This window comes from Streptomyces sp. NPDC025806 (assembly GCF_055558275.1).
The window spans coordinates 123,821-150,705 of the sequence record NZ_JBVHMU010000014.1 but is presented as its reverse complement, the minus strand read 5'-3'; the positions used below and the strand labels follow the sequence as shown (position 1 = coordinate 150,705).

At 71.1% G+C, this 26,885-nt stretch carries 19 protein-coding genes, 1 tRNA gene and 1 pseudogene; 14 read left to right on the top strand and 7 right to left on the bottom strand.

Annotated elements, in window-relative coordinates:
• Positions 1–37: 37 nt before the first annotated feature.
• Genes ACZ4E1_RS28755 through ACZ4E1_RS28730 form a run of 6 tightly spaced genes read left to right on the top strand, consistent with a single transcriptional unit; the run spans position 38 to position 6,243 of the window.
• Entirely contained in the window at positions 38–1,339 is a 1,302-nt protein-coding gene (locus tag ACZ4E1_RS28755; RefSeq protein ID WP_467544793.1) for an SCO3242 family prenyltransferase, read from the top strand.
• Complete coding sequence (locus ACZ4E1_RS28750) at positions 1,336–2,187, top strand: sugar phosphate isomerase/epimerase family protein (protein WP_467544665.1); 852 nt, start codon at positions 1,336–1,338, stop codon at positions 2,185–2,187. The genes ACZ4E1_RS28755 and ACZ4E1_RS28750 overlap by 4 nt, the downstream gene beginning before the upstream one ends.
• Positions 2,184–2,822 carry an EboA domain-containing protein gene (locus ACZ4E1_RS28745; RefSeq protein ID WP_467544662.1) on the top strand — a complete coding sequence of 213 codons (639 nt, stop codon included), beginning with the start codon at positions 2,184–2,186 and terminating at the stop codon, positions 2,820–2,822. The genes ACZ4E1_RS28750 and ACZ4E1_RS28745 overlap by 4 nt, the downstream gene beginning before the upstream one ends.
• Positions 2,822–3,673: a TatD family hydrolase gene (locus ACZ4E1_RS28740; RefSeq protein WP_467544659.1), complete on the top strand. Its 852-nt coding sequence runs from the start codon at positions 2,822–2,824 to the stop codon at positions 3,671–3,673. The genes ACZ4E1_RS28745 and ACZ4E1_RS28740 overlap by 1 nt, the downstream gene beginning before the upstream one ends.
• A 3-nt stretch (positions 3,674–3,676) precedes the next feature.
• A complete protein-coding gene (gene eboE / locus ACZ4E1_RS28735) occupies positions 3,677–4,849 on the top strand; it encodes a metabolite traffic protein EboE (RefSeq protein ID WP_467544657.1) in 1,173 nt (390 codons plus the stop codon).
• Entirely contained in the window at positions 4,846–6,243 is a 1,398-nt protein-coding gene (locus tag ACZ4E1_RS28730) for a nucleotide pyrophosphatase/phosphodiesterase family protein (RefSeq protein WP_467544654.1), read from the top strand. The genes eboE and ACZ4E1_RS28730 overlap by 4 nt, the downstream gene beginning before the upstream one ends.
• 31 nt (positions 6,244–6,274) lie before the next feature.
• Here ACZ4E1_RS28730 and ACZ4E1_RS28725 read toward each other — a convergent pair.
• A pseudogene (locus ACZ4E1_RS28725) lies at positions 6,275–6,388 on the bottom strand (pentapeptide repeat-containing protein); the annotation flags it as partial.
• A 14-nt stretch (positions 6,389–6,402) separates the two neighbouring features.
• Between ACZ4E1_RS28725 and ACZ4E1_RS28720 the strand changes: the two are divergent.
• Positions 6,403–7,578 (top strand): sugar phosphate isomerase/epimerase family protein, encoded by a 1,176-nt coding sequence (locus ACZ4E1_RS28720; RefSeq protein WP_467544651.1) that lies wholly within the window; start codon positions 6,403–6,405, stop codon positions 7,576–7,578.
• 71 nt (positions 7,579–7,649) lie between these two features.
• Here ACZ4E1_RS28720 and ACZ4E1_RS28715 read toward each other — a convergent pair whose 3' ends face one another.
• The 5 genes from ACZ4E1_RS28715 to ACZ4E1_RS28695 all read right to left on the bottom strand — a co-directional run bounded on the left by ACZ4E1_RS28715 (position 7,650) and on the right by ACZ4E1_RS28695 (position 15,632).
• Entirely contained in the window at positions 7,650–9,017 is a 1,368-nt protein-coding gene (locus tag ACZ4E1_RS28715) for an OFA family MFS transporter (protein WP_467544648.1), read from the bottom strand.
• A 1-nt stretch (position 9,018) separates the two neighbouring features.
• Positions 9,019–10,404, bottom strand: a complete 1,386-nt coding sequence (locus tag ACZ4E1_RS28710) for an OFA family MFS transporter (protein ID WP_467544646.1) — start codon at positions 10,402–10,404, stop codon at positions 9,019–9,021.
• A gap of 122 nt (positions 10,405–10,526) precedes the next feature.
• On the bottom strand, positions 10,527–12,680 hold the full coding sequence (locus ACZ4E1_RS28705; protein ID WP_467544643.1) for an acetate--CoA ligase family protein: 2,154 nt from the start codon (positions 12,678–12,680) through the stop codon (positions 10,527–10,529).
• 3 nt (positions 12,681–12,683) lie between these two features.
• Entirely contained in the window at positions 12,684–13,922 is a 1,239-nt protein-coding gene (frc, locus tag ACZ4E1_RS28700; protein WP_467544641.1) for a formyl-CoA transferase, read from the bottom strand.
• Between the two features lie 15 nt (positions 13,923–13,937).
• Positions 13,938–15,632: a thiamine pyrophosphate-binding protein gene (locus tag ACZ4E1_RS28695; protein WP_467544639.1), complete on the bottom strand. Its 1,695-nt coding sequence runs from the start codon at positions 15,630–15,632 to the stop codon at positions 13,938–13,940.
• Between the two features lie 189 nt (positions 15,633–15,821).
• Here ACZ4E1_RS28695 and sucC point away from each other — a divergent pair, with 189 nt between their 5' ends.
• The 3 genes from sucC (at position 15,822) to ACZ4E1_RS28680 (ending at position 19,571) form a co-directional block, all read left to right on the top strand.
• A complete protein-coding gene (gene sucC / locus ACZ4E1_RS28690; protein ID WP_467544637.1) occupies positions 15,822–16,955 on the top strand; it encodes an ADP-forming succinate--CoA ligase subunit beta in 1,134 nt (377 codons plus the stop codon).
• Between the two features lie 11 nt (positions 16,956–16,966).
• A complete protein-coding gene (sucD, locus tag ACZ4E1_RS28685) occupies positions 16,967–17,851 on the top strand; it encodes a succinate--CoA ligase subunit alpha (RefSeq protein ID WP_467544635.1) in 885 nt (294 codons plus the stop codon).
• A 154-nt stretch (positions 17,852–18,005) separates the two neighbouring features.
• Positions 18,006–19,571 carry an aldehyde dehydrogenase family protein gene (locus ACZ4E1_RS28680; RefSeq protein ID WP_467544632.1) on the top strand — a complete coding sequence of 522 codons (1,566 nt, stop codon included), beginning with the start codon at positions 18,006–18,008 and terminating at the stop codon, positions 19,569–19,571.
• Positions 19,572–19,701: 130 nt separating this feature from the next.
• Here the strand turns inward: ACZ4E1_RS28680 and ACZ4E1_RS28675 are convergent, their stop codons facing one another.
• Positions 19,702–21,060, bottom strand: a complete 1,359-nt coding sequence (locus ACZ4E1_RS28675; RefSeq protein ID WP_467544630.1) for a DUF2254 domain-containing protein — start codon at positions 21,058–21,060, stop codon at positions 19,702–19,704.
• Positions 21,061–21,183: 123 nt separating this feature from the next.
• On the opposite strand from ACZ4E1_RS28675, the gene ACZ4E1_RS28670 reads away from it, so the two are divergent.
• From ACZ4E1_RS28670 to ACZ4E1_RS28655, 4 genes are all read left to right on the top strand, one after another.
• Positions 21,184–21,271 (top strand) — tRNA-Leu (locus ACZ4E1_RS28670).
• 178 nt (positions 21,272–21,449) lie between these two features.
• A complete protein-coding gene (locus ACZ4E1_RS28665; protein WP_467544627.1) occupies positions 21,450–23,372 on the top strand; it encodes a serine/threonine protein kinase in 1,923 nt (640 codons plus the stop codon).
• Between the two features lie 71 nt (positions 23,373–23,443).
• Entirely contained in the window at positions 23,444–24,058 is a 615-nt protein-coding gene (locus tag ACZ4E1_RS28660; protein ID WP_467544625.1) for a hypothetical protein, read from the top strand.
• A 721-nt stretch (positions 24,059–24,779) separates the two neighbouring features.
• The gene (locus ACZ4E1_RS28655; protein ID WP_467544790.1) at positions 24,780–26,825 is read left to right on the top strand and encodes a flotillin family protein; all 2,046 of its coding nucleotides are present in this window, start codon (positions 24,780–24,782) and stop codon (positions 26,823–26,825) included.
• Positions 26,826–26,885: the final 60 nt, after the last annotated feature.

The window sequence follows — 26,885 nt, the reverse complement described above, 5'->3', positions numbered from 1 at the left end:
CGGCAGGCCCGCCGGGGCCGACGCGGCCGACGGGGTCATGGCGGGTGACAGGTACGGGCGGCCCACCGCGCCCGGCCCCATCACCCGCCGCGGAGACGCCGGCGCGCCCGCAGCCACGGGAGCCCGAGCCCGAGCCCGAGCCCGAGCCCGAGCCCGAGCCCGAGCCCGAGCCCGAGCCCGAGCCCGAGCCCGAAACCGATCCCGGCCCGGTGCCACCTCCCGCGCCCGCGCCTGGGCCGAACTCCTGCGCCTGCCCGCCCTGTTCACGGTCCCCGGCGACGCTCTCGCCGGCGCCGCCGCCGTCGGAGCCCGCCCGAACCGCCGTACCCTCCTGGCCGTCGCCTCCTCCCTGTGCCTGTACGAGGCGGGCATGGCCCTCAACGACTGGGCGGACCGTGCCGAGGACGCCGTCGACCGCCCCCACCGCCCGATCCCCTCGGGCCGCATCCGTCCCGCCGCGGCACTGGCGGCGGCGGGCACCTTCACGGCAGCGGGCGTGGGCCTGGCCTTCCGCGCAGGACGCGTCCCCGGCGCCCTCGCCGGAGCCCTGGCCGCGACGGTCTGGGCGTACGACCTGGGGCTGAAGCGCACACCCGCCGGCCCCCTGGCCATGGGCGCGGCCCGCGGCCTCGACCTCCTCCTCGGCGCCTCGGCCACCCGTACCGCCCCTCGGCGGCCGGCCGCACCCTCGGCCGCCCCGGCACCGGGCGCCGAACCTGGCCGCCGGGCATCGACCGGCAACGGAACACCCCGGCCCACCGCACTCCGGTCGCACATCCTCCTCAGCGCCGCTGCCCCCGGAGCCGGCGCGACACCGATCCGTTCCGCCCGCCGGGCCACGGAAGCGACCACTGCCAGCGCCCGGACCACCGCCCGGCCCACCACCCCGCGCCGAAGCCGTGATCGATCCGCCTCGTCGGCCCCGCTCAGCGCCGCCCTCCCCTCAGCCCTGACCCTCGCCGGCCACACCGTCGCCGTCACCACGGTCTCCCGGAACGAGACCACCGGCGGACGCCCCCACGTACCGGCCGCGGCCCTGGCCGCCACCGCGGCCATCGCCGCACACCTCACCAGACCCCCGGCAGGCCGAGGCGCCGCAGCCCCCCTCGGCCTGCCGGGTCCCACCGCGTACGCGGTCACGGCGACCCACTCCCTTCTGCACGCCGCACTCAACCCGTCACCACCCCTGACCCAGCGCGCGGTCGGCGCCGGGATCCGCGCGATGATCCCGCTCCAGGCCGCCCTGGCCGCCCGCGCGGGCCACCCCGGAACCGCACTGCTCACCGCCGCCCTCGCCCCTCTCGCCCGCCGCTTCTCCCGGAAGGTGAGCGTCACATGACCCTGCGCTGGGGCTACGGCACCAACGGACTCACCGACCTCCGCCTCGACGACGCCCTCGCCCTCCTCGCCGACCTCGGCTACGACGGTGTCGGCCTCACCCTCGACCACATGCACCTCGATCCCCTGCTCCCGGACCTGGCGGCCCGCACCCGTCAGGTCGCCCGAGCCCTGGACCGGTACGGGATGACAGCCACCGTCGAGACCGGCGCCCGCTACGTCCTCGATCCCCGCCGCAAACACGGCCCCTCCCTCCTCGACCCCGATCCCGACGCCCGCGCGGCCCGCGGCCGACTCCTCCTACGCTCCGTCCAGGTCGCCGCCGACCTGGGCGCCCACGCCGTGCACTGCTTCAGCGGCGTCACCCCGGCCGGCACCGACCGGGACACCGCCTGGAAGCGCCTCACCGACGAACTCGCACCGCTCATCGAAGCCGCCACCGGTGCAGGCGTCCCGCTCGCCGTCGAACCGGAGCCCGGCCATCTCCTCGCCGCACTCGACGACTTCCACCACCTGCGCGGCCTGCTCGGAGGCCCCGACGCCCTCGGACTCACCCTGGACATCGGCCACTGCCAGTGCCTGGAACCCGCGTCGCCCGCCGATTGCGTCCGCGCGGCGGCGCCCTGGCTGCGCCACGTCCAGATCGAGGACATGAGGCGAGGCGTCCACGAACACCTCCCGTTCGGCGACGGAGAGATCGACTTCCCGCCGGTGCTCGACGCCCTGGCCGACACCGGCTACCAGGGCCTCGTCGTCGTCGAACTCCCGCGCCACTCGCACGCGGGACCCGAACAGGCCACTCGCTCCCTCCCGTTCCTCCGCGCCGCAGCACGAGGAGGCAGCTCATGACCAGCACCAGCACCTTCACCGCGCTGCGCGCCCACCTCGACGCGCATCTCACCGACACCGCGCGCGACTGGCTCGACCAGGCCCTGACCGCCGCCCGCACCGCCCCCGACACGGCACCCCAGGCCTGGGAGACCCGCTTCGCCGAGGCCGGCCGCCGCACCGGCCGGGACCACGCCGACGCCACCCGCGTCCTCCTCCTGCACGCCGCCCGTGCCGATCTCGTCACGCTCCGACGGCTGTACAGCGAGGGCACCGCCGCCGAACGCCGCGCCGTCCTCCACGCCCTGCCCCACCTCGTGCCGGGCCCCGAGGGACTGCCCCTCGTCGAGGACGCGCTGCGCACCAACGACACCCGGCTCGTCGCCGCCGCCGTCGGTCCGTACGCAGCCGAGCACCTGCCCGCCCACCACTGGCGGCACGCCGTCCTGAAGTGCCTGTTCACCGGTGTGCCCGTGGACGCCGTCGCCGAACTGCCCCGACGTGCCCACGGCGACGCCGAACTCGCCCGCATGCTCGGCGACTTCGCCGCCGAACGCACCGCCGCCGGCCGGACCGTCCCCGAGGACCTGCACCGCGTCCTGGCCCTGACCGAGCCCGCACCCCACGACCCGGGCACCGAGGCGAAGGAGTCCTGATGCGCATCTTCGACCCGCACATCCACATGACCTCGCGCACCACCGACGACTACGAGGCCATGCACGCCGCGGGCGTCCGCGCCCTCGTCGAACCCGCCTTCTGGCTCGGCCAGCCGCGCACCTCGCCCGCCTCCTTCTTCGACTACTTCGACGCACTCCTCGGCTGGGAACCCTTCCGCGCGGCCCAGTACGGCATCACCCACCACTGCACGATCGCCCTCAACCCCAAAGAGGCCAACGACCCGCGCTGCACTCCTGTCCTCGACGCACTGCCGCGCTACCTCGTCAAGGACAACGTCGTCGCCGTCGGCGAGATCGGCTACGACTCCATGACCCCCGCCGAGGACACCGCCCTGGCCACCCAGCTCCAACTCGCCGCCGACCACGAACTGCCCGCCCTCGTGCACACCCCGCACCGCGACAAGCTCGCCGGACTGCGCCGCACCCTCGACGTCGTCCGAGAATCCGCGCTGCCCCTCGACCGTGTCCTCGTCGACCATCTCAACGAGACCACCGTCAAGGAGGCCAAGGACGCCGGCAGCTGGCTCGGCTTCTCCGTCTATCCCGACACCAAGATGGACGAGGACCGCATGGTCGACATCCTGCGGACCTACGGCCCCGAGAAGGTCCTCGTCAACTCCGCGGCCGACTGGGGAAAGAGCGACCCGCTCAAGACCCGCAAGGTCGCCGACGCCATGCTCGCCGCCGGCTTCACCGACGACGACGTCGACCTGGTCCTGTGGCGCAACCCTGTCGCCTTCTACGGACTCAGCGGACGCCTCCAACCCGACGCGCCCGCACCGCCCGAGGCCACCCACGAGGGCAACTCCATCCTCCGCGGCGGAGCGTGACCCATGCGCTTCCGCCACCCCGACGGCTCGACCGTCCACCTCGCGTACTGCACCAACGTGCACCCCGCCGAGACCCTCGACGGCGTCCTCGCCCAGCTCCGCGACCATTGCGAACCCGTACGCAAACGCCTGGGCCGCGACCGCCTCGGCATCGGACTCTGGCTCGCCAAGGACGCCGCCCGCACCCTGATCACCGACCCGGTGGCCCTGCGCGGCCTGCGCACCGAACTCGACCGGCGCGGCCTCGAGGTCGTCACCCTCAACGGCTTCCCCTACGAAGGATTCGGCGCCGAGGAGGTCAAGTACCGCGTCTACAAGCCGGACTGGGCCGACCTCGAACGCCTCGCCCACACCGCCGACCTCGCCCGGCTGCTCGCCGCCCTCCTCCCCGCCGACGTCACCGAAGGCACCGTCTCCACCCTGCCGCTCGCCTGGCGCACCGCCCACGACCCCCGGCGCGCCGACACGGCCACAGCCGCCCTCACCACCCTCGCCGACCGCCTCGACGCGCTCCAGGACCTCACCGGCCGCTCCGTCCGCGTCGGCCTGGAGCCCGAACCCGGCTGCGTCGTCGAGACCACCGCCGACGCCATCGCACCGCTCACCCGGATCGGACGACCCGACCGCATCGGCCTGTGCCTCGACACCTGTCACCTCGCCACCTCCTTCGAAGACCCCGCCACCGCGCTCGACGCCCTCGCCGCCGCCCGCATACCCGTCGTCAAATCCCAGCTCTCCGCCGCCCTGCACGCCGAACACCCCCACCTCCCCGAAGTCCGCGAGGCCCTCGCCGCCTTCGACGAACCCCGCTTCCTGCACCAGACCCGCACCGTCGCCGCCGGCACCCTGCACGGCACCGACGACCTCGGCCCCGCCCTCGACGGCGCCGGACTCCCGGACGCGACACCCTGGCGCGCCCACTTCCACGTCCCCCTGCACGCGGCCCCCGCCGCGCCCCTCACCTCCACACTCCCCGTCCTCCAGGACACGCTGACCCGGCTCGTCGGCGGCGAGCACCCCCGCACCCACCACCTGGAGGTCGAGACCTACACCTGGCAGGCCCTCCCGCCCGAGCTGCGCCCACGCGCCCGCTCCCAGCTCGCCGACGGCATCGCCGCCGAACTCACCCTCGCCCGCGACCTGCTGACCCACCTCGGCCTGAAGGAGCTGCCGTGACGGACGCACACCCCCGGCCGACCCCACTTCTCGTCCTGGACGTCGTCGGACTCACCCCCCGCCTCCTCGACCACATGCCGAACCTCAAGGCGCTGGCCCGATCCGGCACCAAGGCCCCGCTGAGCACCGTGCTGCCGGCCGTCACCTGCGCCGCCCAGTCGACCTTCCTCACCGGCACCATGCCCTCCGAACACGGCATCGTCGGCAACGGCTGGTACTTCCGCGAACTCGGCGACGTCCTCCTGTGGCGCCAGCACAACGGCCTCGTGTCCGGCGACAAACTCTGGGACGCGGCCCGCCGCGCGCACCCCGGCTACACCGTCGCCAACATCTGCTGGTGGTACGCCATGGGCGCCGACACCGACATCACCCTCACCCCCCGCCCCGTCTACTACGCCGACGGCCGCAAGGAACCCGACTGCTACACCCGGCCCCCGGCCCTGCACGACGAACTCACCGAGAAACTCGGCACGTTCCCCCTCTTCCACTTCTGGGGACCCGGCGCCGACATCGTGTCCAGCCAGTGGATCATCGACGCCACCCGGCACGTCATCGACACCCGCGACCCCGATCTCACCCTGTGCTACCTCCCTCACCTCGACTACGACCTGCAGCGCTTCGGCCCCGACGACCCGCGCTCCCACCGGGCCGCCGCCGAGATCGACACCGCCCTCGCCCCGCTCCTCTCCGACGCCCGCGCCACCGGCCGCACCGTCGTCGCCCTGTCCGAGTACGGCATCACCCGCGTCGAGCGCCCCGTCGACATCAACCGGGCCCTGCGCCGCGCCGGCCTGCTCGAAGTGCACACGCAGGACGGCATGGAGTACCTCGACCCGATGGCCTCCCGCGCCTTCGCGGTCGCCGACCACCAGATCGCCCACGTCTACGTCCGCCGCCCCGAGGATCTCGACGCCACCCGGGCCGCCCTGGCCGGACTGCCCGGCATCGACCGGCTCCTCGACGACGAGGGCAAGAAGGCCCACCACCTCGACCACCCGCGCTCGGGCGAACTCGTCGCCGTTGCCGAGCCGGACGCCTGGTTCACGTACTACTACTGGCTCGACGACGACCGCGCCCCCGACTTCGCGCAGCTCGTCGAGATCCACCGCAAACCCGGCTACGACCCGGTCGAACTGTTCATGGACCCCCTCGACCCCTACGTCAAGGTCAAGGCCGCCGGCGCGCTCGCCCGCAAGAAACTCGGCATGCGCTACCGGATGGCGGTCGTGCCTCTGGACCCCTCACCTCTTCGCGGCAGCCACGGCCGCCTTCCCGCGAGCGACGACGACGGTCCGCTCATCATCAGCTCCACCCCCCATGCGTTCCCCGGCCGTGTCGCGGCCACCGATGTGAAAGCCCTGCTGCTGGATCTGGCGGGCCTGAAGCCCTCCTGACCAGGAGCAGTTACAGAGAGTGAAGCACACGTCACTGACAACGCGCCAGTGGCATTCGACCCGCTCCGCGAAATTCCGCTCCGCGAAATTCCGCTCCGCGAAATTCCGCACTTCGAGGATCCGCACCGCGAAGTTCCGCACATCGAAGAGAGGCATCCCGTGACCGACTTCCGCGAGACCCCCGCCGACGAGGCCCTCAGATCCCGACTCGGCATCGACCGCCGCCGCTTCCTCAGCACCTGCACTGCCGTCGCCGCGGGCGCGATAGCCGCCCCCGTCCTCGGCGCCGCACCCTCCTTCGCCCAGAGCGGGACCCAGATCCCGAGCGAGAGCGAGAGCGCAGGAGACGGCCAGGGACAGGACCTGGTGCCCGCCCACAAGCGCGGCATCATCCTCTACACCGTCCGCGACGCGACCGGCCGCGACCCGCTCTCCAGCGACCTGCCCAGCGGCTTCCGCGAGGTGTTCAAGGAACTCGCCCGCTACGGCTACAAGCAGGTCGAGTTCGCCGGGTACGGCCAGCACGCCAACGCGCCCGGCGGCGCGAACCTGGAATCCGTCGCCGGTGCCAAGCTGCTGCGCGGCTGGCTCGACGAGTACGGCCTGCGGGCCCAGGGCAACCACGGCTTCATCCCGTCGTCCTGGCCGCTCAGCGCGTCCGACATCGACACGTTCAAGAAGCACCTCGAGATCGCCAACATCCTCGGCATGGACCACATGGGCACCGGCGGCGACCCCACCGGCAGCTCGTACAAGGCGGACTGGGACGTCGCCGCCGACAAGTGGAACGCGCTCGGCGAGATCGCCCACCGGGCCGGCCTCAAGCTCTACACCCACAACCACGACGCCGCGTACGGCTTCCTGCTCGACGGCGGCCCGCTCGACGCCCAGGGCCGGCCGACGCGCAGCTCCGGCATCCGCAAGCTGGAGTACTTCCTCCAGGTCAGCGACCCGCGCACGGTGTGGCTGGAGATGGACATCTTCTGGGCGCATGTCGCCCAGTACAAGTTCCACACCTACACCGCGCACGACGGCTCCCCGCAGGAGAACGTCTTCGACCCGGCGGCCCTGGTCCGCGCCCACAACAAGCGCTACCCGCTGTTCCACGCCAAGGACGGCACCCGCAACGACACCAACGGCATGGGCTACGACATGGTTCCCTTCGGCGAGGGGGTCATCGACTACACCACGTTCTTCAGCCGCGTCGGCCGGAAGAACTACCACAACCCGATGGTCGAGCAGGACAACGCGCCCAGCGGCACCGACCTCGGACAGTCGCTGAAGTACGCGAAGACCGGCTACGACAACATGGCGGCACTGCGCGAGCGGCACTGACGCCGGGCACATGAGTGGGGCCCGGCCGATGTGGCCGGGCCCCACTCATGTGTGACTGGGACGAGCGCGAACTAGGCCGTGCCGGCCCGCCCCGGCTGCTTCAGGAGCAGCGCCACCGCGGCGGCCACCATGGAGATCCCGCCGGCCAGCGCGTACGCCCCGTTGTACCCCCACGCGGCGACCACCATCGAGCCGAGACCGCCGCCGAACAGGCCACTGACGAGCTTCCCGCTGTAGACGAGCCCGTAGTTCGTGGCGTTGTAGTTCTCCCCGAAATAGTCGGGCGTCAGGGCGGCGAACATCGGATAGAAGGCGCCGCCGCCGAATCCGGAGAGGAACGCGAAGACCAGGAACAGCCCTTCGCTGCGGATGTCGCCCGCCCAGATGACGCCGAACTGGGCGAGCCCCAGGACGACGATGACGAACACCAGGCTCGGCTTGCGGCCCATGACGTCCGACATCCAGCCGACGACCGCGCGCCCCACCCCGTTGATGACTGCCATCACGCCCATGGAGGACGCCGCCACCAGAGGACCGAATCCGACCTCCTTGGCGAAGTCGACCTGGAACGAGATTCCGAAGATCGACACCCCGGCCGTCAGCACCAGACTGAGCCACATCAGCGGCAGCATTCCCGTCCTGATGGCCTCCTTCGGCGTGAACTGCCGCACCGCGGGCGGATTCTTCGCGAGTGACCGCGCGCTCTTCCCGACACCCGACGTGACCAGCGGGTCGATGTCCGAAGGCCACCAGTTCTTCGGCGGGTCCTTGAAGAAGAAGGCGCAGACGAGCACCACGACGAGAACGTAGGCGCCGATCATGTCGAGAACCCGGTGGTAGTTCGACGTGTCGAAGCCGTAGTTGAAGATGAAGATGAACGGCAACGACCCGTAGGCGAAACCACCGTTGACGAACCCCGTGCGGCCGCCCTTTCGTTCCGGATACCACTTCCCGACCATGTTGATGCAGGTCGAGTAGACGAGCCCGGAGCCCAGACCGCCTATGACGCCGAATCCGATGATGGCCAGCCACACATTGCTCAGATGGGAGAGCGCGAGAAAGCCGAGCAGGCACAGGAACGAGCCGATGGACATGGCCCGCCGCGCGGTCATGATGCCCTTCTCGCGCAGCCATCCGGCCGGGAAGGCGATGCCCGCCTGGAAGAACACCCAGACGCTGAGGATCCAGAAGGTGTTGGACTGCGTCCAGCCGTGGGCGCTGGACAGTGTGTCCTCCGCCGAGCCGTACGCGTACTCGGAGACGCTGATGGCCATCATCGCGATCCACGGCAGATACACCATGAACTTACGGGAATGGCCGAGGATGTCGCGGTCCGTCTCCCCGACACGGTAGACGCGGCCGTTCTCGTCGGTGACCTCTTCGTACCCCGCGCCGTACTCCGACGCGTGTGTTCCTTCGGCGATGGGCTCCGCCGTCATATCAGGCCATCTCCTCACCGAGCGGTTGCGGATTGGGGCGAATGTCACGGGACTTGGGCCGACCGGGCGGCGACAGGAAGATCGCGACGATTCCCGCGAAGAACGAGATGCAGCCGGCGAGGATGAAGGCGCCCGAGTGCCCCCACGCCGCGACGACCATCGAGCCCATACCCGCGCCCAGACCGGAGACGAGCTTGGAGCTGTAGACCATCCCGTAGTTCGTCGCGTTGTTGTTCTCGCCGAAATAGTCGGCGGTGAGCGCGGCGAACATCGGGAAGATGGCGCCGCCGCCGAATCCGGAGATCGCGGAGAAGATCAGGAAGAACGGAAGGTTCTGCGCCTGCGCCGACCAGAGGATGCCGAACTGGGCGGCGCCCAGAATGACGCAGACCGCGAGCAGACACTGCTTGCGGCCGTACCGGTCGGAGAGCCAGCCGATGACACCGCGCCCCGTGCCGTTGACGACCGCCTTGAGGGACATCGCGGTCGCCACGATCCCGCCCGCGAAACCGGCCTCCTTGCCGATGTCGACCTGGAAGGCGATGCCGAAGATGTTCACGCCGGAGGTACACGCAAGGCAGAACCACATCAGGGCGACCCGGCCCGTCCGCCACGCCTCCATGGGGGTGTACTGCTTCACCGCCGGAGGGTTCTTCTGCAGAGAACGGCGGGCCCGCGGGTCCTCCGGGGGATTGAGCGGGTCGATCTCGGCGGGCCACCAGTTCTTCGGCGGGTCCCGGAAGAAGAAGCCGGCGGTGGCGACCATCGTGGCCAGGAGCAGACCCACGGAGACCAGCACCCAGCGGAAGTTGGTCAGGTCCATGAAACCGGTGAACAGGAACACGAACGGCACGGAGCCGTAGGCGAATCCGCCGTTCACGAAGCCCGTCTTGCCGCCCCGGCGCTCCGGATACCACTTGCCGACCATGTTGACGCACGTGGCGTACACCATGCCGGCGCCCATACCGCTGAAGACGCTGAAGCCTATGTAGGCGAACACGACGTGCGGCGCGTAGGCGAGGGACAGATAGCCGAGCAGCGTGCCCAGCGCGCCGAGCATCATCGCCCAGCGGGCCGGCAGCCTGCCGCTCTCACGCAGCCTTCCCGCCGGGAAGGCGACCGCGGCCTGGAAGAAGACCCAGACCGTCATCATCCAGAAGATGTGCTGACTGTTCCAGCTGTGCGCGGTGTGCAGAGTGTCTTCCGCGGACGCGAACGCGTACTCGGCGGAGGAGATCCCCATCATGCCCACCCAGGGCAGGATCACCATCCACTTGCGCTTGCGCCCCATGATGTCGATGTCGCGCTCGCCAACCCGGTAGACCCGGCCGTTGGCGTCCGTCACCTCCCTGTAAGGGACGGAACTTGACAGTTCGGTTGCGGTCATGACGGTCGCATCCCTTGCGTCGAAAGATCTGGCCAGCGCCCCCTGTCCAAAATGCTTTCGTGTGCGCACGGGTCCTGGGTCCGGCCGGCGCGCACCGCCGGCCGGACCCGCCATCGCTCACCTCATCGACCGCCCCCCAACAGCCCTGCCGCACGGGCCCACCGGTACTTGGCCCCGAGCACCGCGACCGGCTTCTCGGTCGTGTACGGGTACGCGACGACCCCGCGGTCGAAGAGGTACTGGCACGCCTCCTCGACCTCGACGTCCCCGGCCAGCGACGCGACGACCGGCTTCTCGATCCCGCGCTCGCGGAACTCCTGGACGACGCGGGCCGTTACCTCCGCGAAGACCATGGGAGGGGTGACGATGGTGTGCCAGTAGCCCAGCACGAGTGCGTGGATGCGCGGGTCCTCGAGCCCGAGGCGGATCGTCGCCTCGTACGTCGACGGCGGCTCGCCGCCCGTGATGTCGACGGGGTTGCCCGCGGCTCCGAACGGCGGGATGAACTGCCGGAAGGCCGCGTCGAGGTCGTCCGGGATCTCCATCAGCCGCAGCCCGTTGTCGGTCACGGCGTCCGAGAGCAGCACACCCGAGCCGCCCGCTCCGGTGATGATGACGATGTTGTCGCCCTGCGGTGTCGGCAGCACGGGCAGCGCCCGCGCGTACTCCAGCATGTCGTTCAGGCCCGGGGCCCGGATGACGCCTGCCTGCCGCAGGATGTCGTCGTACACGGCGTCGTCGCCCGCGAGCGCGCCGGTGTGCGAGCCCGCGGCCTTCGCGCCGGCGGCCGTGCGTCCGGCCTTGAGCACGACGACGGGCTTCTTGGGCACGGTGGCGCGCGCGGCCTCCACGAAGGCGCGCCCGTCCTTGAGGTCCTCCAGGTGCATGGCGATGCACTGCGTGTGGGGGTCCTCGCCGAACCAGGTGAGCAGATCGTCCTCGTCCAGGTCCGACTTGTTGCCGAGCCCGACGATCGCCGAGACGCCCGTCTTCGTCGTCCGCGCGAAGCCGAGGATCGCCATCCCGATGCCGCCGGACTGCGAGGTCAGCGCCACCCCGCCCTTCACGTCGTACGGCGTGCAGAACGTGGCGCACAGGTCCTGCCACGTCGAGTAGTAGCCGTAGATGTTCGGGCCCAGCAGGCGCACCCCGTGGTGTTCGGCGATGGCCACGATCTCCGCCTGGAGCTCGTGCTCGCCGGTCTCGGCGAAACCGGACGGGATCAACACCGCGTTCGGGATGCCCTTGCGCCCCACCTCCTCCAAGGCCGCCGCCACGAACTTGGCAGGGATCGCGAAGACCGCCACATCCACCTCACCGGGCACGTCCGTGACACTCTTGTACGCCTTGCGGCCCAGAATGTCATCGGCCTTGGGGTTCACCGGATGGATCTCGCCGGAGAACCCGCCGTCGACGAGGTTGCGCATCACCGAATTGCCGATCTTGCCCTGCTCGTTGGACGCGCCGATCACGGCGACGGAGCGCGGCTGCATGAGCCGCTTCATGGATGCCAGGATCTGCACGCGCGTGTACGTGCGGCGCTGCGGGGGCACGCCCTCGGCGAGGATCACCCGGATGTCCGCGGCGACGGCGCCCTCCGGTGTCGCGATCACCGGGTTGAGGTCGACCTCCGCGATCTCCGGGAAGTCCGTGACCAGTTGGGAGACGCGCCGGATCTGCTCGGCGAGCGCCCACCGGTCCACGCCCCGGGCGCCCCGCACCCCGCGCAGGACCTCCGCCGCACCGATGGAGTCGAGCATCCCGACCGCCTCGTCCGGGGTCACGGGGGCGAGCCGGAAGGTGATGTCCTTGAGCACCTCCACCAGCACGCCGCCCAGCCCGAAGGCGACGACCTTGCCGAAGGTGGGGTCGGTGACGGCCCCGACGATGACCTCCTGCGAGTCCGCGCCCGTCGGCAGCAGCTCCTGCACCTGGACGCCCTCGACGCGGGCGTCCGGCGCGTAGGCCCGCGCGTTCTTCACGATCCGGCAGAACGCCTCGCGTACGGCGGCCGCGCCTTCCACACCGACCACGACACCGCCGGCGTCGGTCTTGTGCAGGATGTCGGGGGAGACGATCTTCAGCACGACGGGCTTGCCGAAACGCGCCGCCGCGGCGACGGCCGCGTCCACGTCGGTGGCCAGCTCCTCACCGGGGACGGCGATCCCGTACGCGTCGGCGATCACCTTCCCCTCCGGAGCGGTGAGCGCCGTGCGCCCCTCGGCCCGCACGGTGTCGAGCAGCGCCCGCACCGTCAGCGTCCGGTCCTCGGCCATCAATCAGATCACTCCGTTCGACTTGAGCAGACGCAGTTCCTCGTCCCCGAGGCCGAGTTCGCCGACGAAGACCTCCTCGTTGTGCTCACCGAGAAGGGGCGAACTGGTGATGTCCACGGGGGAGTCGGAGAGCTTGAGCGGGGAGCCGACGGTCGTGAAGGAGCCGCGCTGCGGGTGCGGGACCTCGACGACCATGTCGTTCGCCACGAGGGAGGCGTCCTCGATGATCTCCTTGGTGGAGAGGATCGGGCCGCACGGGATGTTGTGCGCGTTGAGCTTCTCCAGGACCTCCCACTTGGGGAGCGTCGAGGACCATTCCTCGATGAGCTGGAACATCTTGTTGAGCTTCGGCAGCCGCGATTCCGGCGTCGCCCACTCGGGGTCGTCGGCGAGCTCAGGGCGGCCTATGAGCGCGCTCAGCGGCTGCCAGCCCACGGGCTGCACGATGACGTACACGTAGTCGTTCGGGCCGCCCGGCGCGCACTTGACGGCCCAGCCGGGCTGCCCGCCGCCGGAGGCGTTGCCCGAGCGCGGCACCTCGTCGCCGAAGTCCTCGTTCGGGTACTCGGCCAGCGGGCCGTGCGTGAGCCGCTGCTGGTCGCGCAGTTTGACGCGGCACAGGTTCAGGACGGCGTGCTGCATGGCCACGTTGACCCGCTGACCGCGCCCGGTGCTCTCCCGCTGGAAGAGGGCGGCCAGGATGCCGGCGACGGCGTGGATGCCGGTCCCGGAGTCACCGATCTGGGCCCCGGTCGCGAGCGGCGGTCCGTCCTCGAAGCCGGTCGTCGCCATGGAGCCGCCCATGGCCTGCGCGACGACCTCGTACGCCTTGAAGTTGGTGTACGGGCCCTCGCCGAAGCCCTTGATGGAGGCGTAGACGATGCGCGGGTTGATCTCCTGGATGCGTTCCCAGGTGAAGCCCATGCGGTCGACGGCGCCGGGGCCGAAGTTCTCGACCATCACGTCGGAGCGGCGGATCAGCTCGGTGAGGAGTTCCTTGCCGCGCTCCGACTTGGTGTTGAGGGTGATGCTCCGCTTGTTGCAGTTGAGCATCGTGAAGTAGAGGGAGTCGACGTCGGGGAGATCACGCAGCTGCTTGCGCGTGATGTCGCCGGACGGCGCCTCCAGCTTGACCACGTCGGCGCCGAGCCACGCGAGGATCTGGGTCGCGGAGGGGCCCGACTGGACGTGGGTCATGTCGAGGACGCGGATGCCTTCGAGCGCCTTGGTCGCGGATGTCATATCCCGGGCACCTCCCTACTTGTACATGGTCTGGTTCATGGTTCCGGGGGCGTACGCGTCCGGATCGACCCACACGTTGATCAGGGACGGCTTGCCGGACTCGCGGGCGCGGCGCAGGGCCGGGCCGATGTCGGCGGGGTCGCGGACCTCTTCGCCGTAACCGCCCAGCATCTGGGCGAACTTGTCGTAGTGGACGTCACCGAGGGTGTTGCCGACGCGCTCGCGCTCCTCGCCGTACTTGGCCTTCTGGCCGTACCGGATCTGGTTCATCGAGGAGTTGTTGCCGACGATGCCGACGAAGGGGAGGTCGTAGCGCACCAGCGTCTCGAAGTCCCAGCCGGTCAGGGAGAAGGCGCCGTCGCCGAAGAGGGCCACGACCTCCTTGTCGGGCCGTGCCTGCTTGGCGGCGAGCACGAAGGGGATGCCGACGCCGAGGGTGCCGAGCGGTCCCGGGTCCATCCAGTGGCCGGGAGACTTGGGCTGCACGACCTGGCCGGAGAAGGTGACGATGTCGCCGCCGTCGCCGATGTAGATCGAGTCCTCGGTGAGGAAGTCGTTGATCTCGCTGACGAGCCGGTACGGGTGGATGGGGGAGGCGTCGGAGCGCAGGCTCGGCAGCCGCTTCTCCAGCGCCGTCTGCTCGGCGGCGCGCAGCTCGTCGAGCCACTCCTTGCGCTTGGCCGCGCCCCCGTTGACGCGCCCGGAGGCGGCCTCGGTGACCTGCTGGAGGACGAGGTTCGCGTCGCCGACGATGCCGAGGTCGATGTCGCGGTTCTTGCCGACCGTGCGGTAGTCGAGGTCGATCTGCACGACGGTCGCGTCGGGGGAGAGCCGCTTGCCGTAGCCCATGCGGAAGTCGAAGGGCGTGCCGACGATGATGATGAGGTCCGCGTTGGAGAACGCGTAGCGGCGCGACAGCTGGAAGTGGTGCGGGTCGCCGGGCGGCAGGGTGCCGCGTCCGGCGCCGTTCATGTAGGCGGGCACGTTCAGGGTGCGCACCAGCTGGATGGCCGACTCCGTGGCGCGGGTCGTCCACACCTGGCCGCCGAGCAGGATCGCCGGCTTCTCCGAGTGGACCAGCAGGTCGGCGAGCTTCTCGATCGCTTCGGGGTCGCCGGCCGACCGGGTGGAGGCGCGATACCGGCCGGCCTCGGGCACGCGCGCCTTCTCGACGGGCACCTTGGCGTCCAGGACGTCGCGCGGGATCTCCAGGAAGGACGGCCCGGGAGCACCGTGGTAGCACTCGCGGAACGCCATGGACACCATGTCGGCGGCCCGCGCGGTGTCCGGCACGGTCGCGGCGAACTTGGTGATGGGCGTCATCATGTCGACATGCGGCAGGTCCTGGAGCGATCCCATCTTGTGCTGTGTGTGGGCGCCCTGGCCGCCGATGAGCAGCATCGGTGACTCGGCCCGGAAGGCGTTGGCGACGCCGGTGACGGCGTCCGTGGTGCCGGGGCCCGCCGTCACGACGGCGCATCCGGGCTTGCCGGTCAGCCGCGCGTATCCGTCGGCGGCGTGCGCGGCGACCTGCTCGTGACGTACGTCGACGACTTCGATGCCCTCGTCGACGCAGCCGTCGTAGATGTCGATGATGTGGCCGCCGCAGAGGGTGTAGATGACCTCCACACCCTCCGCCTTGAGTGCCTTGGCGACCAGGTGCCCACCTGAGATCTGCTCCTGGCCGTTGTCCGCATTGGACTGGGGCATGGCGAAGTCCCGTCCCTTCCTGGGGGATTGGAGCGACACCGCGAGCCGTGCCGAGCACGACTGAGGCACGGGTTCTCGTGCGTCGCTCGTACATTGCATACAGTCGACGAATACTGTATGAACCTTGTTATCCCGCATCCGGTGGGTGGTGTCCAGGGGGCGTGCGGCACTTTCGAGTCAGGAGCCGGAATGGACCTGTACGAACACCAGGCAAGGGAACTCTTCGAGGAACACGGCATCTTGGTGCCCCGGGCCGAGGTCACCACGTCCGCCAAGGAGGCCCGGGAGATCGCCCGCAGGCTCGGCGGCCGCGTCGTCGTCAAGGCGCAGGTGAAGACCGGAGGCCGCGGCAAGGCGGGTGGCGTCAAACTCGCCGCCGACCCGGCCGCCGCCGAACTCACGGCACGTCAGATCCTCGGCATGGACATCAAGGGCCACACCGTGCGCAGCGTCATGCTGGCCCAACCCGTCGACATAGAGACAGAGTTCTATGTCTCCTACGTGCTCGACCGCGCGGCCGGCACCTTCCTCGCCATCGCCTCCGCCGAGGGCGGCATGGACATCGAGGAGGTGGCCGCGACCCGGCCCGAGGCCGTCGCGCGGATCCCGGTGGACCCCGCGGAGGGCGTGACCGGCGCCAAGGCCGCCGAGATCGCCGAGGCGGCCGGACTGCCGGCGCAGACCGCCGACGTCCTCGTGCGCCTGTGGGGCGTCCTCACCCGCGAGGACGCCGTCCTCGTCGAGGTGAACCCCCTCGTGCGCACCGCGCAGGGTCAGATCCTCGCGCTCGACGGCAAAGTCACCCTCGACGACAACGCCCGCTTCCGGCGCGAACGCTGGGGCGCGAACGAGGTCACCCACGACGACCCACTCGAAGCCGAGGCGGCGGCCAAGGGCCTCAACTACGTGAAGCTCGACGGCGAGGTCGGCATCATCGGCAACGGCGCCGGGCTCGTCATGTCCACCCTCGACGTCGTCGCCGGCTGCGGCGCACGCCCCGCCAACTTTCTCGACATCGGCGGCGGAGCCTCAGCCCGGACCATGGCCGACGGCCTGAACGTCATCCTGTCCGACCCGGCCGTCCAGTCCGTCTTCGTCAACGTCTTCGGCGGCATCACCGCCTGCGACGCCGTCGCCGACGGCATCGTCAAGGCCCTCGACAGCGTCCGCCTCGTCAAACCGCTCGTCGTCCGCCTCGACGGCAACAACGCCGCCCGCGGCCGCGCCATCCTCGACGAACGCGCCCACCCCCTCGTCCAGCAGGCCACCACCATGGACGGCGCCGCGCAGTGCGCCGCGGACCTGGCCGTCTCTTCCCGCTAAGGAGCCCGGACATGGCCATCTATCTCACCAAGGAGAGCAAGGTCCTCGTCCAGGGCATGACCGGGGCCGAGGGCATGAAGCACACCCGGCGCATGCTGGCCGCGGGCACCGACGTGGTCGGCGGGGTCAACCCCCGCAAGGCCGGCCGCACCGTCGACTTCGACGACCGCGCCGTCCCCGTCTTCGGGAGCGTCGCCGAGGGCATGCGCGCCACCGGCGCCGACGTCAGCGTCGTCTTCGTCCCGCCCGCCTTCGCCAAGGCCGCCGTCCTCGAAGCGGCCGACGCGGGCATCCCGCTCGCCGTCGTCATCACCGAGGGCATCCCCGTCCACGACGCCGTCGCCTTCCACGCCCACGCGCGCCGCAAAGGCACCCGCGTCATCGGCCCCAACTGCCCCGGCCTCATCAGCCCCGGACAGTCCAACGCCGGCATCATCCCCGCCGACATCACCAAACCCGGCCGCATCGGCCTCGTCTCCAAGTCGGGCACGCTCACCTACCAACTCATGTACGAGCTGCGCGACATCGGCTTCACGACCTGCGTCGGCATCGGCGGCGACCCCGTCATCGGCACCACCCACATCGACTGCCTGGAAGCCTTCGAGAACGATCCGGAGACCGAACTCGTCGTGCTCATCGGCGAGATCGGCGGTGACGCGGAGGAACGCGCCGCGGCGTACGTACGCGACCACGTCACCAAGCCCGTCGTCGCCTACATCGCCGGGTTCACCGCGCCCGAGGGCAAGACCATGGGGCACGCCGGCGCGATCGTCTCCGGCTCCTCCGGCACCGCCCAGGCCAAGAAGGAGGCACTGGAGGCGGCCGGCGTCCGCGTCGGCGCGACTCCGACCGAGACCGCCCGCCTGGTGCTCGACCGGCTTGAAGCCGAGAGCTGACCCCGGCGCCTCCCGAACGCCCGCGCGCTCCGGGAGGTGCCGAGCGGGCACCTCCCGGCCCCACCCCCACACGTACACCCCTCCAGAGATGTCTCGACCGCACGCCATGAGACGTCCCCCGCCCCGACTGTGCACCGTGAGCGGAGACCGAATAATGGCCACCACCACCCTCACCACACCCGCCACCCCGACCACCCTCAAAGCCGGAACGTCCTGGGACGATGCCTGGCGGCGCTGCCTCGCGACCGCCCCCGAGGCCTTCCGCGACGACCGGGTCCTCAACCTCTGGCACGGCGGCTGGCAGCCCGACGGCCTGCCCCTGCCCGCCACCAGCCCGGTCGACGGCCGTCCCGTCGCGGGCCCGCCACGCCTCGACGCCGAGGCCGCCCACCGCGCCGTCCGCGCCTCGCTCGACCAGCACCGCGCCTGGCGGCACATCCCGCTGCCCGAGCGCCGGGCCCGCGTCGCCGCCACCCTCGACGCCCTCGCCGAACACCGTGAACTGCTCGCGCTGTTGCTGGTCTGGGAGATCGGCAAGCCCTGGCGCCTGGCCCTGGCCGACGTCGACCGGGCCGTCGACGGCGTCCGCTGGTACGTGGACGGCATCGACGACATGCTCGACGGGCGCACCCCGCTGCCCGGCCCGGTGTCCAACATCGCGAGCTGGAACTATCCGATGAGCGTGCTCGTTCACGCATTGCTGGTACAGGCCCTCGCGGGCAATGCGGTGATCGCCAAGACCCCGACCGACGGCGGCGTCGCCTGCCTCACCCTGGCCTGCGCCCTCGCCGCCCGCGAGGGCCTCCCCGTCACGCTCGTCAGCGGCAGCGGCGGCCAGCTGTCCGAGGCGCTCGTGCGGGCGCCGGAGATCGGCTGCGTCTCCTTCGTCGGCGGACGCGACACCGGCGCGGCCGTCGCGACGGCCGTCGCCGACCTCGGCAAACGGCACATCCTCGAACAGGAAGGACTCAACACCTGGGGTATCTGGAACCACACGGACTGGGCCGGCCTGACGGCCGCGATCCCCAAGCTGTTCGACTACGGGAAGCAGCGCTGCACCGCCTACCCCCGGTTCGTCGTCCAGCGCGAGGCGTTCGACGCGTTCCTCGACGCGTACCTGCCCGCCGTGCGCACCCTGCGCGTCGGCCACCCCCTCGCGGTCGCGGACCCCTCCGACCCCTACCCGGACCTCGACTTCGGGCCGCTCATCAACGCCGCGAAGGCCAAGGAGCTCAGCGACCAGGTCGGCGAGGCCATCGACCGCGGAGCCGTGCCGCTGCACCGGGCGAGCGCGGACCCCGGCCGGTTCCTGCCCGGCCAGGACACCAGCGCCTACGTCCACCCGGTGACGCTGCTCGGACCGCCGCCGTCCTCACCACTGCACCACGCCGAACCCTTCGGCCCGGTCGACACCATCGTCCTGGTCGACACCGAGGCCGAGCTGCTCGCGGCCATGAACGCGTCGAACGGGGCGCTCGTGGCGACCCTCTCCACGGACGACCCGGCGACCTTCGCGCGGCTCGCCCCGCAGATCCGGGCGTTCAAGGTCGGTCACGGGAACGCGCGCTCGCGCGGGGACCGGGACGAGCTGTTCGGCGGGTTCGGGGCGTCGTGGCGCGGCGCGTTCGTCGGCGGCGAGCTGCTCGTCCGGGCCGTCACCGAGGGCCCGGCCGGTGAACGCCTGCCGGGGAACTTCCCGGAGTACCACCTGATGCCCTGACCGGTGCCGAGTCGGAGCGGCGTGGGCGCGGCGCGGGCCGCGTGTCCGCGCCGCGCCGGCCGGAGGCGGGGGGCCCGCGCTCCCGGGCCCTCATGCCTCACCGCCCGGTGGGCCCGCGCCTGCCCGAGCGTCAGCCGATGCCCTGGCGGTCGGGTTGCAGGGCGAAGGCCCGGTCGGCGGCGGTGGGCACCGTGCGCTCCACGCTCTGGACCAGGAGTTCACGGTGGCGCAGCAGCGGGGCGCGACGCTCCTCGGGCACCAGGGTCAGGAGATCGTCGAACGCGGCGAACATCCGCCGGACGACCTGCGGGCTCCCGGCGGCGCACGTGCGGATCTCGGTGAAGGCGAGGTCGACCAGCTCGTCCCAGCGCGGCACCGGCTGGACGAGCCGGACAGCGCCGCCGCGGTCCGTGTACTGGAGCTCCATCAGCGGCCGCCGGCCCAGCGCCGCCAGGAACTGCACGATGCGGTCGAGGGACTGCACGGCGGTCGTCGGATCGTTCACCGCCGGCGACAGGGCGCGCAGCGCGATGTCCGCGAGGACCCGCAGGCCGAAGCCCAGGTCCTGGTGGAAGGTGCGCTCGACGCCCACCGACACGCACCGCCCCACTGCCCGCGGCGACGGTGCGGCTCCACCGTGCACCGCGAGCAGCGGCGTGCCCGGCACGACGAAGTCACCGAGCCCGGGCAGCACTCTGAGGACGACTCCCTGCCGGCGGGCGGCGTGCACGAGCCGCGCGATGTTCACGTCCCGCAGCACCCCGGCCCGGCCGCGGTAGGCCACCCGGCCGGTCTCCGGCCCGAGACCCTCCTCCGGGCGCCCCTCCCCGGGTCCGGGTCCGGGGGCGCCTCCCTCCACGTACGGCATGCGGGCCACGACGCGGAAGGCCTCCGCCGTGACCCGGTCGATGACGTGCCCGACGCGCAGCATCCGCAGCGTCGAGTTCACGTACATCACGAAGAGAAGGAGGCTCAGGCCCACCAGGACGAGGGTGAGCAGCGCCTCCAGGAACGGCACGGTCGTCACCAGGCGCGGATCCTCCTCGCTCTCGAACGAGGTCAGGACCAGCAGGGACAGCAGGAAGGTGGCCAGGAAGACGGCGAAGGTGGCCTTCGTGATCCGGCTCCGTACGAAGAGCCGCACCACGCGGGGCGTCTGCTGCCCCGCCGCCATCTGCACGGCCACCAGCGAGATGCTGAACACGACACCGATGAAGGTCATCATCGCGGAGCTGATCGTCGTCACGACCGTCTTCGCGTCGTCCGCGATGCTCATCAGGTCCTTGACCGCGTCGAAGTCGCCGCTGTCCTGGAGGGACTCCACGATCACGCCGTCGATCGCGGCGGCGAGCATCCACACCAGCCACACCAGCACCATCGCCGCGGTCGGGGCGAACCAGAAGGTGTCCCGCAGATGCTCCCGCAGCGGGGACAACATCCGAGGTCGGCGCACCTTTCCTCGACGTTGCGTCATCGTCGCGTCACTCATGGTGAGACTCTAGGCGGTGCCGCCCGGGCCGCGCGGATACGCAGGTGAAAGGCACTCCGAAACCTTGGTATTGTTGTCCATGTCGCCGCGGGGAACACCCCGCAAACAGGCGGCAGACACCTTGTCCGGGTGGCGGAATGGCAGACGCGCTAGCTTGAGGTGCTAGTGCCCTTTATCGGGCGTGGGGGTTCAAGTCCCCCCTCGGACACCACGGAGTGCCGGTCGAGATCCTTCTCGACCGGCACTTTTCGTTGTCCCGGGCGCCGGGTTGCCGCGCCGGGGACAAACCCCCGCAGTGACTCGAACCGGTCGCGCCATTCGGTACGCTCCCCAGGTCTTTCGGGCACCGGGCAGCCGGTGCCGGCCGCAGCAAAGGGGGATGTGTCGCGATGACGACACCGTCGCAGAGTCCGTTCCAGCCACTCCAGGCCGACGATCCTGCCGTGGTCGGCGGCTACCGCGTGGTGGCCGTCCTCGGCGCGGGCGGCATGGGCAAGGTGTACCTCTCGTACACCCCGGGCGGCCGCCCCCTCGCCGTCAAGGTCATCCGGCCCGAGTTCAGCGAGGACGCCGACTTCCGGCGGCGCTTCGAGCAGGAGGTGCACTCCGCTCAGCGCGTCCAGGGCCTCTACACCGCGCCCGTCATCGACTGCGACACCCAGGGCAACCCGCCCTGGCTCGCTACCGCCTACGTGCCCGGCCCGTCCCTGGCCGGAGCCGTCGCCCAGCACGGCGCCCTGCCCGTGCGGAGCACCCTGCTGCTCACCGTCGGTGTCGCCGAGGCGCTGCAGGTCATCCACGGCGCGGGCATCGTCCACCGCGACCTGAAGCCCGGCAACGTCCTGCTCGCCGGCGACGGCCCGCGCGTCATCGACTTCGGCATCGCCCGCGCCGCCGACGCCACCTCGCTCACCAGCAGCGGCGTCACGGTCGGCACCCCCGCGTTCATGGCCCCCGAGCAGGCGATGTCCGGCACCGTGAGCCCCGCGACGGACGTCTTCGCGCTCGGCCAGATCGCCGCGTTCGCCGCCATCGGCGCGCCCGCCTACGGGGAGGGTGCCTCGCACGCCGTGCTCTATCGGATCGTGCACGAGGACCCCGACCTCAGCCGTCTGCCCGACGTGCTGCGCCCGCTGGTCACCCGCTGCCTGAGCCGCGATCCGGCCGACCGGCCGTCCCTCGACGAGGTCATCGCGCTGTGCCACGAGGTGTCGCCGACGCCGCTGCGCCAGGGCGAGGACTGGCTGCCCCAGTCGTTCGCGACCGCGCTCGTCGACCGCTCGCAGATGCCGGCCCCGGCGCAGACCCCGCCGCCCACGGCGGGGGCCGCCACGCCGGCGCCCGTCGCGGGGCAGCCGCCGTACCCGCCGACCCAGGCGTCCGCCACGCCCCCGCCGGTCGCCGGTCACGTCTCGCACGCGCCGACCCAGGCGCCCCACACGCCGCCGCCCGGGGCCGCTTCGACGCCGCATCCGCCGACGGCCGCCGTCCCGCCGCCGACCGGCCCCTCGCCGTACGCCCCCACGGCCTTCGCCCAGACCCCGCCGCCCGTCGCGCAGCCCGGATACGCGCAGCCCGGGTACCAGACGCCTCCGCCGGGTCCCGGCTACCGGGGTCCGATGCCGCCGACCGGAGGCCACGTGCCGATGGGCGCGCCGCACCCGGGCGCCGGGCGTCCCTGGGGCGCCGTGCCGCCGCCCCCGAAGAAGCGCACCGGGCTCATCGTCGCCGCCTCGATCGTCGGCGTGCTGGTCGCGCTCGGGGTGATCGGCGCGCTCGTGCCCGATGAGAACAAGGGCGACCAGTCCTCGTCCTCGGGCGGTTCGAGCGGCTCCGGCGGATCGGGCGGGTCCGCGAAGGGCACCGACAACGGGAAGCGGCCCGACCCCAAGCCGGCCACGTACAAGAACATCAACCTGACGGAGAACTACTACCTCCAGCTCGGGGACAACCCGGTCAAGCCGCTCGACGGTGGCGGCACGGGGGCCTCGTACTCCGGCGGTGACTTCTTCTTCTACGCGGACTCGATGGGCTTCAGCGACGCGAAGGTCGGCACCGACAACGGGAAGCTGGTCCTGCTCAACAACTCGCAGAAGGGCTCGCTGGAGACCTGCCGCAACGAGACGCGCTTCACGGAAGACATCACGATGGACCAGCTGGGCGCCGGTTCGCAGATCTGCGTCCGCAGCAACGCCGGGCACATCGGTCTCATCACCTTCCGCGGCAAGTCCGGGACCAACGACCCCAGTACGTACATCACGCTCGACGTCACGACGTGGCGCAACGCGGAGGAGCCGGTTCAGGAGGACTGAGTCGCGGCACGGCGAGGCGGCGGGGTGGCCGCGCCCGCGGGGTGCCGGCACCCCGCCTCTAAGGTGTGTCGATGCAGATCAGCTCCCCGCCGCCGCGGATATCGGCGAACGAACTGAGACCCGGGCGCCGTTGGTACGCGGTGGCGGCCGCCGTCGCCCTCGCACTCATCGTGCTGGGCGCGGTCATCGCCGTGTACCGGTTCAGCCGGGTGGTCGACGCGGTTGACACCGGGCACCAGTTCGGCAAGGGGGACACCGTCTCCCTGCACATCGGGCCGGACAGCGACAAGGCGATCTGGGTCAGGGACCCCCCGGGCCCGACGCCCGATCAGAAGTGCGGCATCACCGGGCCGGGCGAGCCGCGGCTCACCGGTCCGGGCATCGACGTGTTCCACACCCGTCACGAGGTCTGGAACCCGCGCTACACGATCGAGGTGTCGCGGACGGGCGACTACGAGGTCACCTGTTCCTCCCCGGACCCGGACCGGTATGCCATCGGCTACTCCGGAGGCTTCCTCGCGTTCGGCATCGGACTGGTGCCGGCCGTTCTTCTCCCGGTGCTCGGTGTCGCCGCCGGTGCCGTCATCGCGATCGTCACCGCCTTCCGCCGCAGCGGCCATCGCAAGCGTCTGCTCGCCGAGCGTCAAGGCCCGGGTGCCGGGCGGCCGTTGCAGCCACGCTGGTAGCGGAGCACCGCTCACCCGTCACTCCTCGGCATCAAGGGCGCGTAAAGATTGCCGGATTGCGGCAATGTGCGGTGGGGCGGGCGCGGGGCAGGATGATCGTGGCAGGAACGGGGGGCTGACTCCGATGCCGGGTTCCGGAAACGGGGCCCGGCATCGGAGTGCCGTCGGGGGAGTCACGGCACGAGGGGGCGGGGGCATGGACGAGGCGTACGCGGCAGGGGGGATCGCGCTCGCTCACGGGGGAACGGGCATCACCTGTCCGGTCGTCCGCACGGCTCCGCCCCTCGCGCCCGACTCGTTCGGGTCCGCCGAGCCGTTCGGGTCCGCCGAGCCGGGGCCGGCCGAATCCGCGCCGGACCATCTCGCACCGGACGAACCCGCGCCGGCTCACCCGGCACCTCACGAACGCGCTCCGGATGCACGCGCACCCGACGAACCCGCGCCCGACGAACCCGCGCCGGACGAACCCGGCCGCCGTCGCGCGGAGTCGCCCGGCGCCGGCGTCTGACGCCGGCGTCTGACACCCGGCGCCGAACCACCCATCCCTGCGCGGAGAGCCGCGACGTCACGGCACACCGACAGACCGCCACGGTCCGCAACCGAACCGGTGCGCACCGCGTCCGTGACTGACGTCATCCCTGTGCCGGTCGCACCCTTGCGGCCGTACCGCGTCTTCACCGTCACCGAGGGCCGACCGGCCCTGGATCCGAAGGACTTCTTCATGGATGCCACCACCGTGGGCATCGGCGTGTCCGTCGTCGTCGCCCTGCTCGTCGTCGCCGCGCTGCTGTTCGCCTTCACGCGCCTGTTCCGCAAGGTCGAGCAGGGCAAGGCGCTCATCGTCTCCAGGATGCGCAGGGTCGACGTGACCTTCACCGGGCAGGTCGTGCTGCCGGTGCTGCACAAGGCCGAGATCATGGACATCTCGGTGAAGACCATCGACATCACCCGCACCGGTCGCGACGGCCTGATCTGCAAGGACAACATCCGGGCCGACATCCGGATCTCGTTCTTCGTGAAGGTGAACAAGACCGTCGACGACGTCATCCGCGTCGCGCAGAACGTCGGCACCGCGCGGGCCAGCGACCAGAAGACGCTCCAGGAGCTGTTCCACGCGAAGTTCTCGGAGGCGCTCAAGACGGTCGGCAAGCAGCTCGACTTCACCGACCTGTACACCAAGCGCGAGGAGCTGCGGTACCGGATCATCGAGGTCATCGGCGTCGACCTGAACGGCTACCACCTCGAGGACGCGGCGATCGACTACCTGGAGCAGACGCCGCTCAGCCAGCTCGACCCGGACAACGTCCTCGACGCGCAGGGCATCCGGAAGATCACCGAGCTGACCACCGTGGAGCATGTGAAGACCAACGAGTTCCAGCGCACGGAGGAGAAGGAGATCACGCGGCAGAACGTCGACGCGCGCGAGACCATCCTGGAGCTGGAGCGCCGGCAGGCCGACGCCGAGATCAAGCAGAAGCGTGAGATCGACACGGTGCGGGCCCGCGAGGAGGCCGAGACCGCGCGGGTCGTGGAGGAGGAACGGCTGCGGGCGCAGGGCGCGTTCCTCGTCACCGAGGAGAAGCTCGGGGTGCAGCGCGAGAACCAGGCCCGTGAGGTCGCCGTCGCGCAGAAGAACCGCGAGCGCGTCATCGCCGTCGAGAACGAGCGCATCGAGAAGGACCGTCTCCTGGAGGTCATCGCCCGGGAGCGCGAGACGCAGCTGTCGAAGATCGCCGCGGACAAGGAGGTCGAGGCGGAGAGGCGGGAGATCGCCGAGGTCGTCCGCGAGCGTGTCGCCGTCGACCGCACGGTCGCCGAGCAGGAGGAGTCCATCAAGAAGCTGCGCGCGGTCGAGGAGGCCGAGCGCGGGCGGCAGGCCGTCATCATCGCGGCGGAGGCCGAGGCGCAGGAGAAGCTCGTCAAGGACATCAAGGCCGCGGAGGCCGCCGAACAGGCCGCCACGCACCGCGCCGCCGAACGACTCACGCTCGCCGAGGCCGAGTTGAAGTCCGCCGAGCTCACGTCGCAGGCCAAGCTGAAGCTCGCCGCGGGTCTCCAGGCGGAGGCGGCGGCCGGCGGGCTCGCCGAGGTGCAGGTGCGCGACAAGGAGGCCGAGGTCATCGAGAAGGCCGGCCGCGCCGAGGCCGAGGCGACGGAGGCCCGTATGCGCGCCGAGGCCGAGGGGGCCCGCGCCAAGGCCCTCGCCGAGGCCACCGCGATCTCCGAGAAGTTGAAGGCGGAGGCCGAGGGCATCAACCAGAAGGCCGTCGCGATGGCCGCGCTCGACGAGGCCTCCCGCGGACACGAGGAGTACCGGCTGCGGCTCCAGGCCGAGAAGGAGATCCGGCTCGCCGGGCTCGACGCGCAGCGGCACGTCGCCGAGGCGCAGGCCACGGTGCTCGCCACCGGCCTGGAGAGCGCGGACATCAGCATCGTCGGCGGCGAGTCCGCGTTCTTCGACAAGATCGTCAACTCGATCGCGCTGGGCAAGGGCGTCGACTCCTTCGTCCGTCACTCCGACACCGCCCGGACCCTCGCGGGGCCGTGGCTGGACGGTTCGGCGGACTTCACCGCGGACCTCTCGAAGATCCTCGGGTCGGTCTCCACGGCCGACGTGCAGAACCTCACCGTCTCCGCGCTGCTCATGAAGCTCATGAAGGGCGGCGGCGAACAGGCCGGTCAGGTGCGCGAACTGCTCGACAAGGCAGGCCAGTTGGGGCTGGCCGATCTGCCGATAGCCGAGCTGAACGGCGCCGCGCGCACCTGACCCGAGACCCCGGCCGGGACCGCTCCACGGGGGTGGGCGGCCCCGGCCGGGCTTCGATCC

What these genes read in the sequence shown, in the direction of transcription:
- eboE (WP_467544657.1), top strand. Translation starts at nt 3,677, where the DNA reads ATGCGCTTCCGCCACCCCGACGGCTCGACCGTCCACCTCGCGTACTGC.
- frc (WP_467544641.1), bottom strand. Translation starts at nt 13,922, where the DNA reads ATGACATCCGCGACCAAGGCGCTCGAAGGCATCCGCGTCCTCGACATG.
- ACZ4E1_RS28665 (WP_467544627.1), top strand. Translation starts at nt 21,450, where the DNA reads ATGACGACACCGTCGCAGAGTCCGTTCCAGCCACTCCAGGCCGACGAT.
- sucC (WP_467544637.1), top strand. Translation starts at nt 15,822, where the DNA reads ATGGACCTGTACGAACACCAGGCAAGGGAACTCTTCGAGGAACACGGC.
- ACZ4E1_RS28655 (WP_467544790.1), top strand. Translation starts at nt 24,780, where the DNA reads ATGGATGCCACCACCGTGGGCATCGGCGTGTCCGTCGTCGTCGCCCTG.
- ACZ4E1_RS28695 (WP_467544639.1), bottom strand. Translation starts at nt 15,632, where the DNA reads ATGCCCCAGTCCAATGCGGACAACGGCCAGGAGCAGATCTCAGGTGGG.
- ACZ4E1_RS28660 (WP_467544625.1), top strand. Translation starts at nt 23,444, where the DNA reads ATGCAGATCAGCTCCCCGCCGCCGCGGATATCGGCGAACGAACTGAGA.
- ACZ4E1_RS28715 (WP_467544648.1), bottom strand. Translation starts at nt 9,017, where the DNA reads ATGACGGCGGAGCCCATCGCCGAAGGAACACACGCGTCGGAGTACGGC.
- ACZ4E1_RS28705 (WP_467544643.1), bottom strand. Translation starts at nt 12,680, where the DNA reads ATGGCCGAGGACCGGACGCTGACGGTGCGGGCGCTGCTCGACACCGTG.
- ACZ4E1_RS28710 (WP_467544646.1), bottom strand. Translation starts at nt 10,404, where the DNA reads ATGACCGCAACCGAACTGTCAAGTTCCGTCCCTTACAGGGAGGTGACG.
- ACZ4E1_RS28675 (WP_467544630.1), bottom strand. Translation starts at nt 21,060, where the DNA reads ATGAGTGACGCGACGATGACGCAACGTCGAGGAAAGGTGCGCCGACCT.
- sucD (WP_467544635.1), top strand. Translation starts at nt 16,967, where the DNA reads ATGGCCATCTATCTCACCAAGGAGAGCAAGGTCCTCGTCCAGGGCATG.
- ACZ4E1_RS28745 (WP_467544662.1), top strand. Translation starts at nt 2,184, where the DNA reads ATGACCAGCACCAGCACCTTCACCGCGCTGCGCGCCCACCTCGACGCG.
- ACZ4E1_RS28680 (WP_467544632.1), top strand. Translation starts at nt 18,006, where the DNA reads ATGGCCACCACCACCCTCACCACACCCGCCACCCCGACCACCCTCAAA.
- ACZ4E1_RS28740 (WP_467544659.1), top strand. Translation starts at nt 2,822, where the DNA reads ATGCGCATCTTCGACCCGCACATCCACATGACCTCGCGCACCACCGAC.
- ACZ4E1_RS28755 (WP_467544793.1), top strand. Translation starts at nt 38, where the DNA reads ATGGCGGGTGACAGGTACGGGCGGCCCACCGCGCCCGGCCCCATCACC.
- ACZ4E1_RS28750 (WP_467544665.1), top strand. Translation starts at nt 1,336, where the DNA reads ATGACCCTGCGCTGGGGCTACGGCACCAACGGACTCACCGACCTCCGC.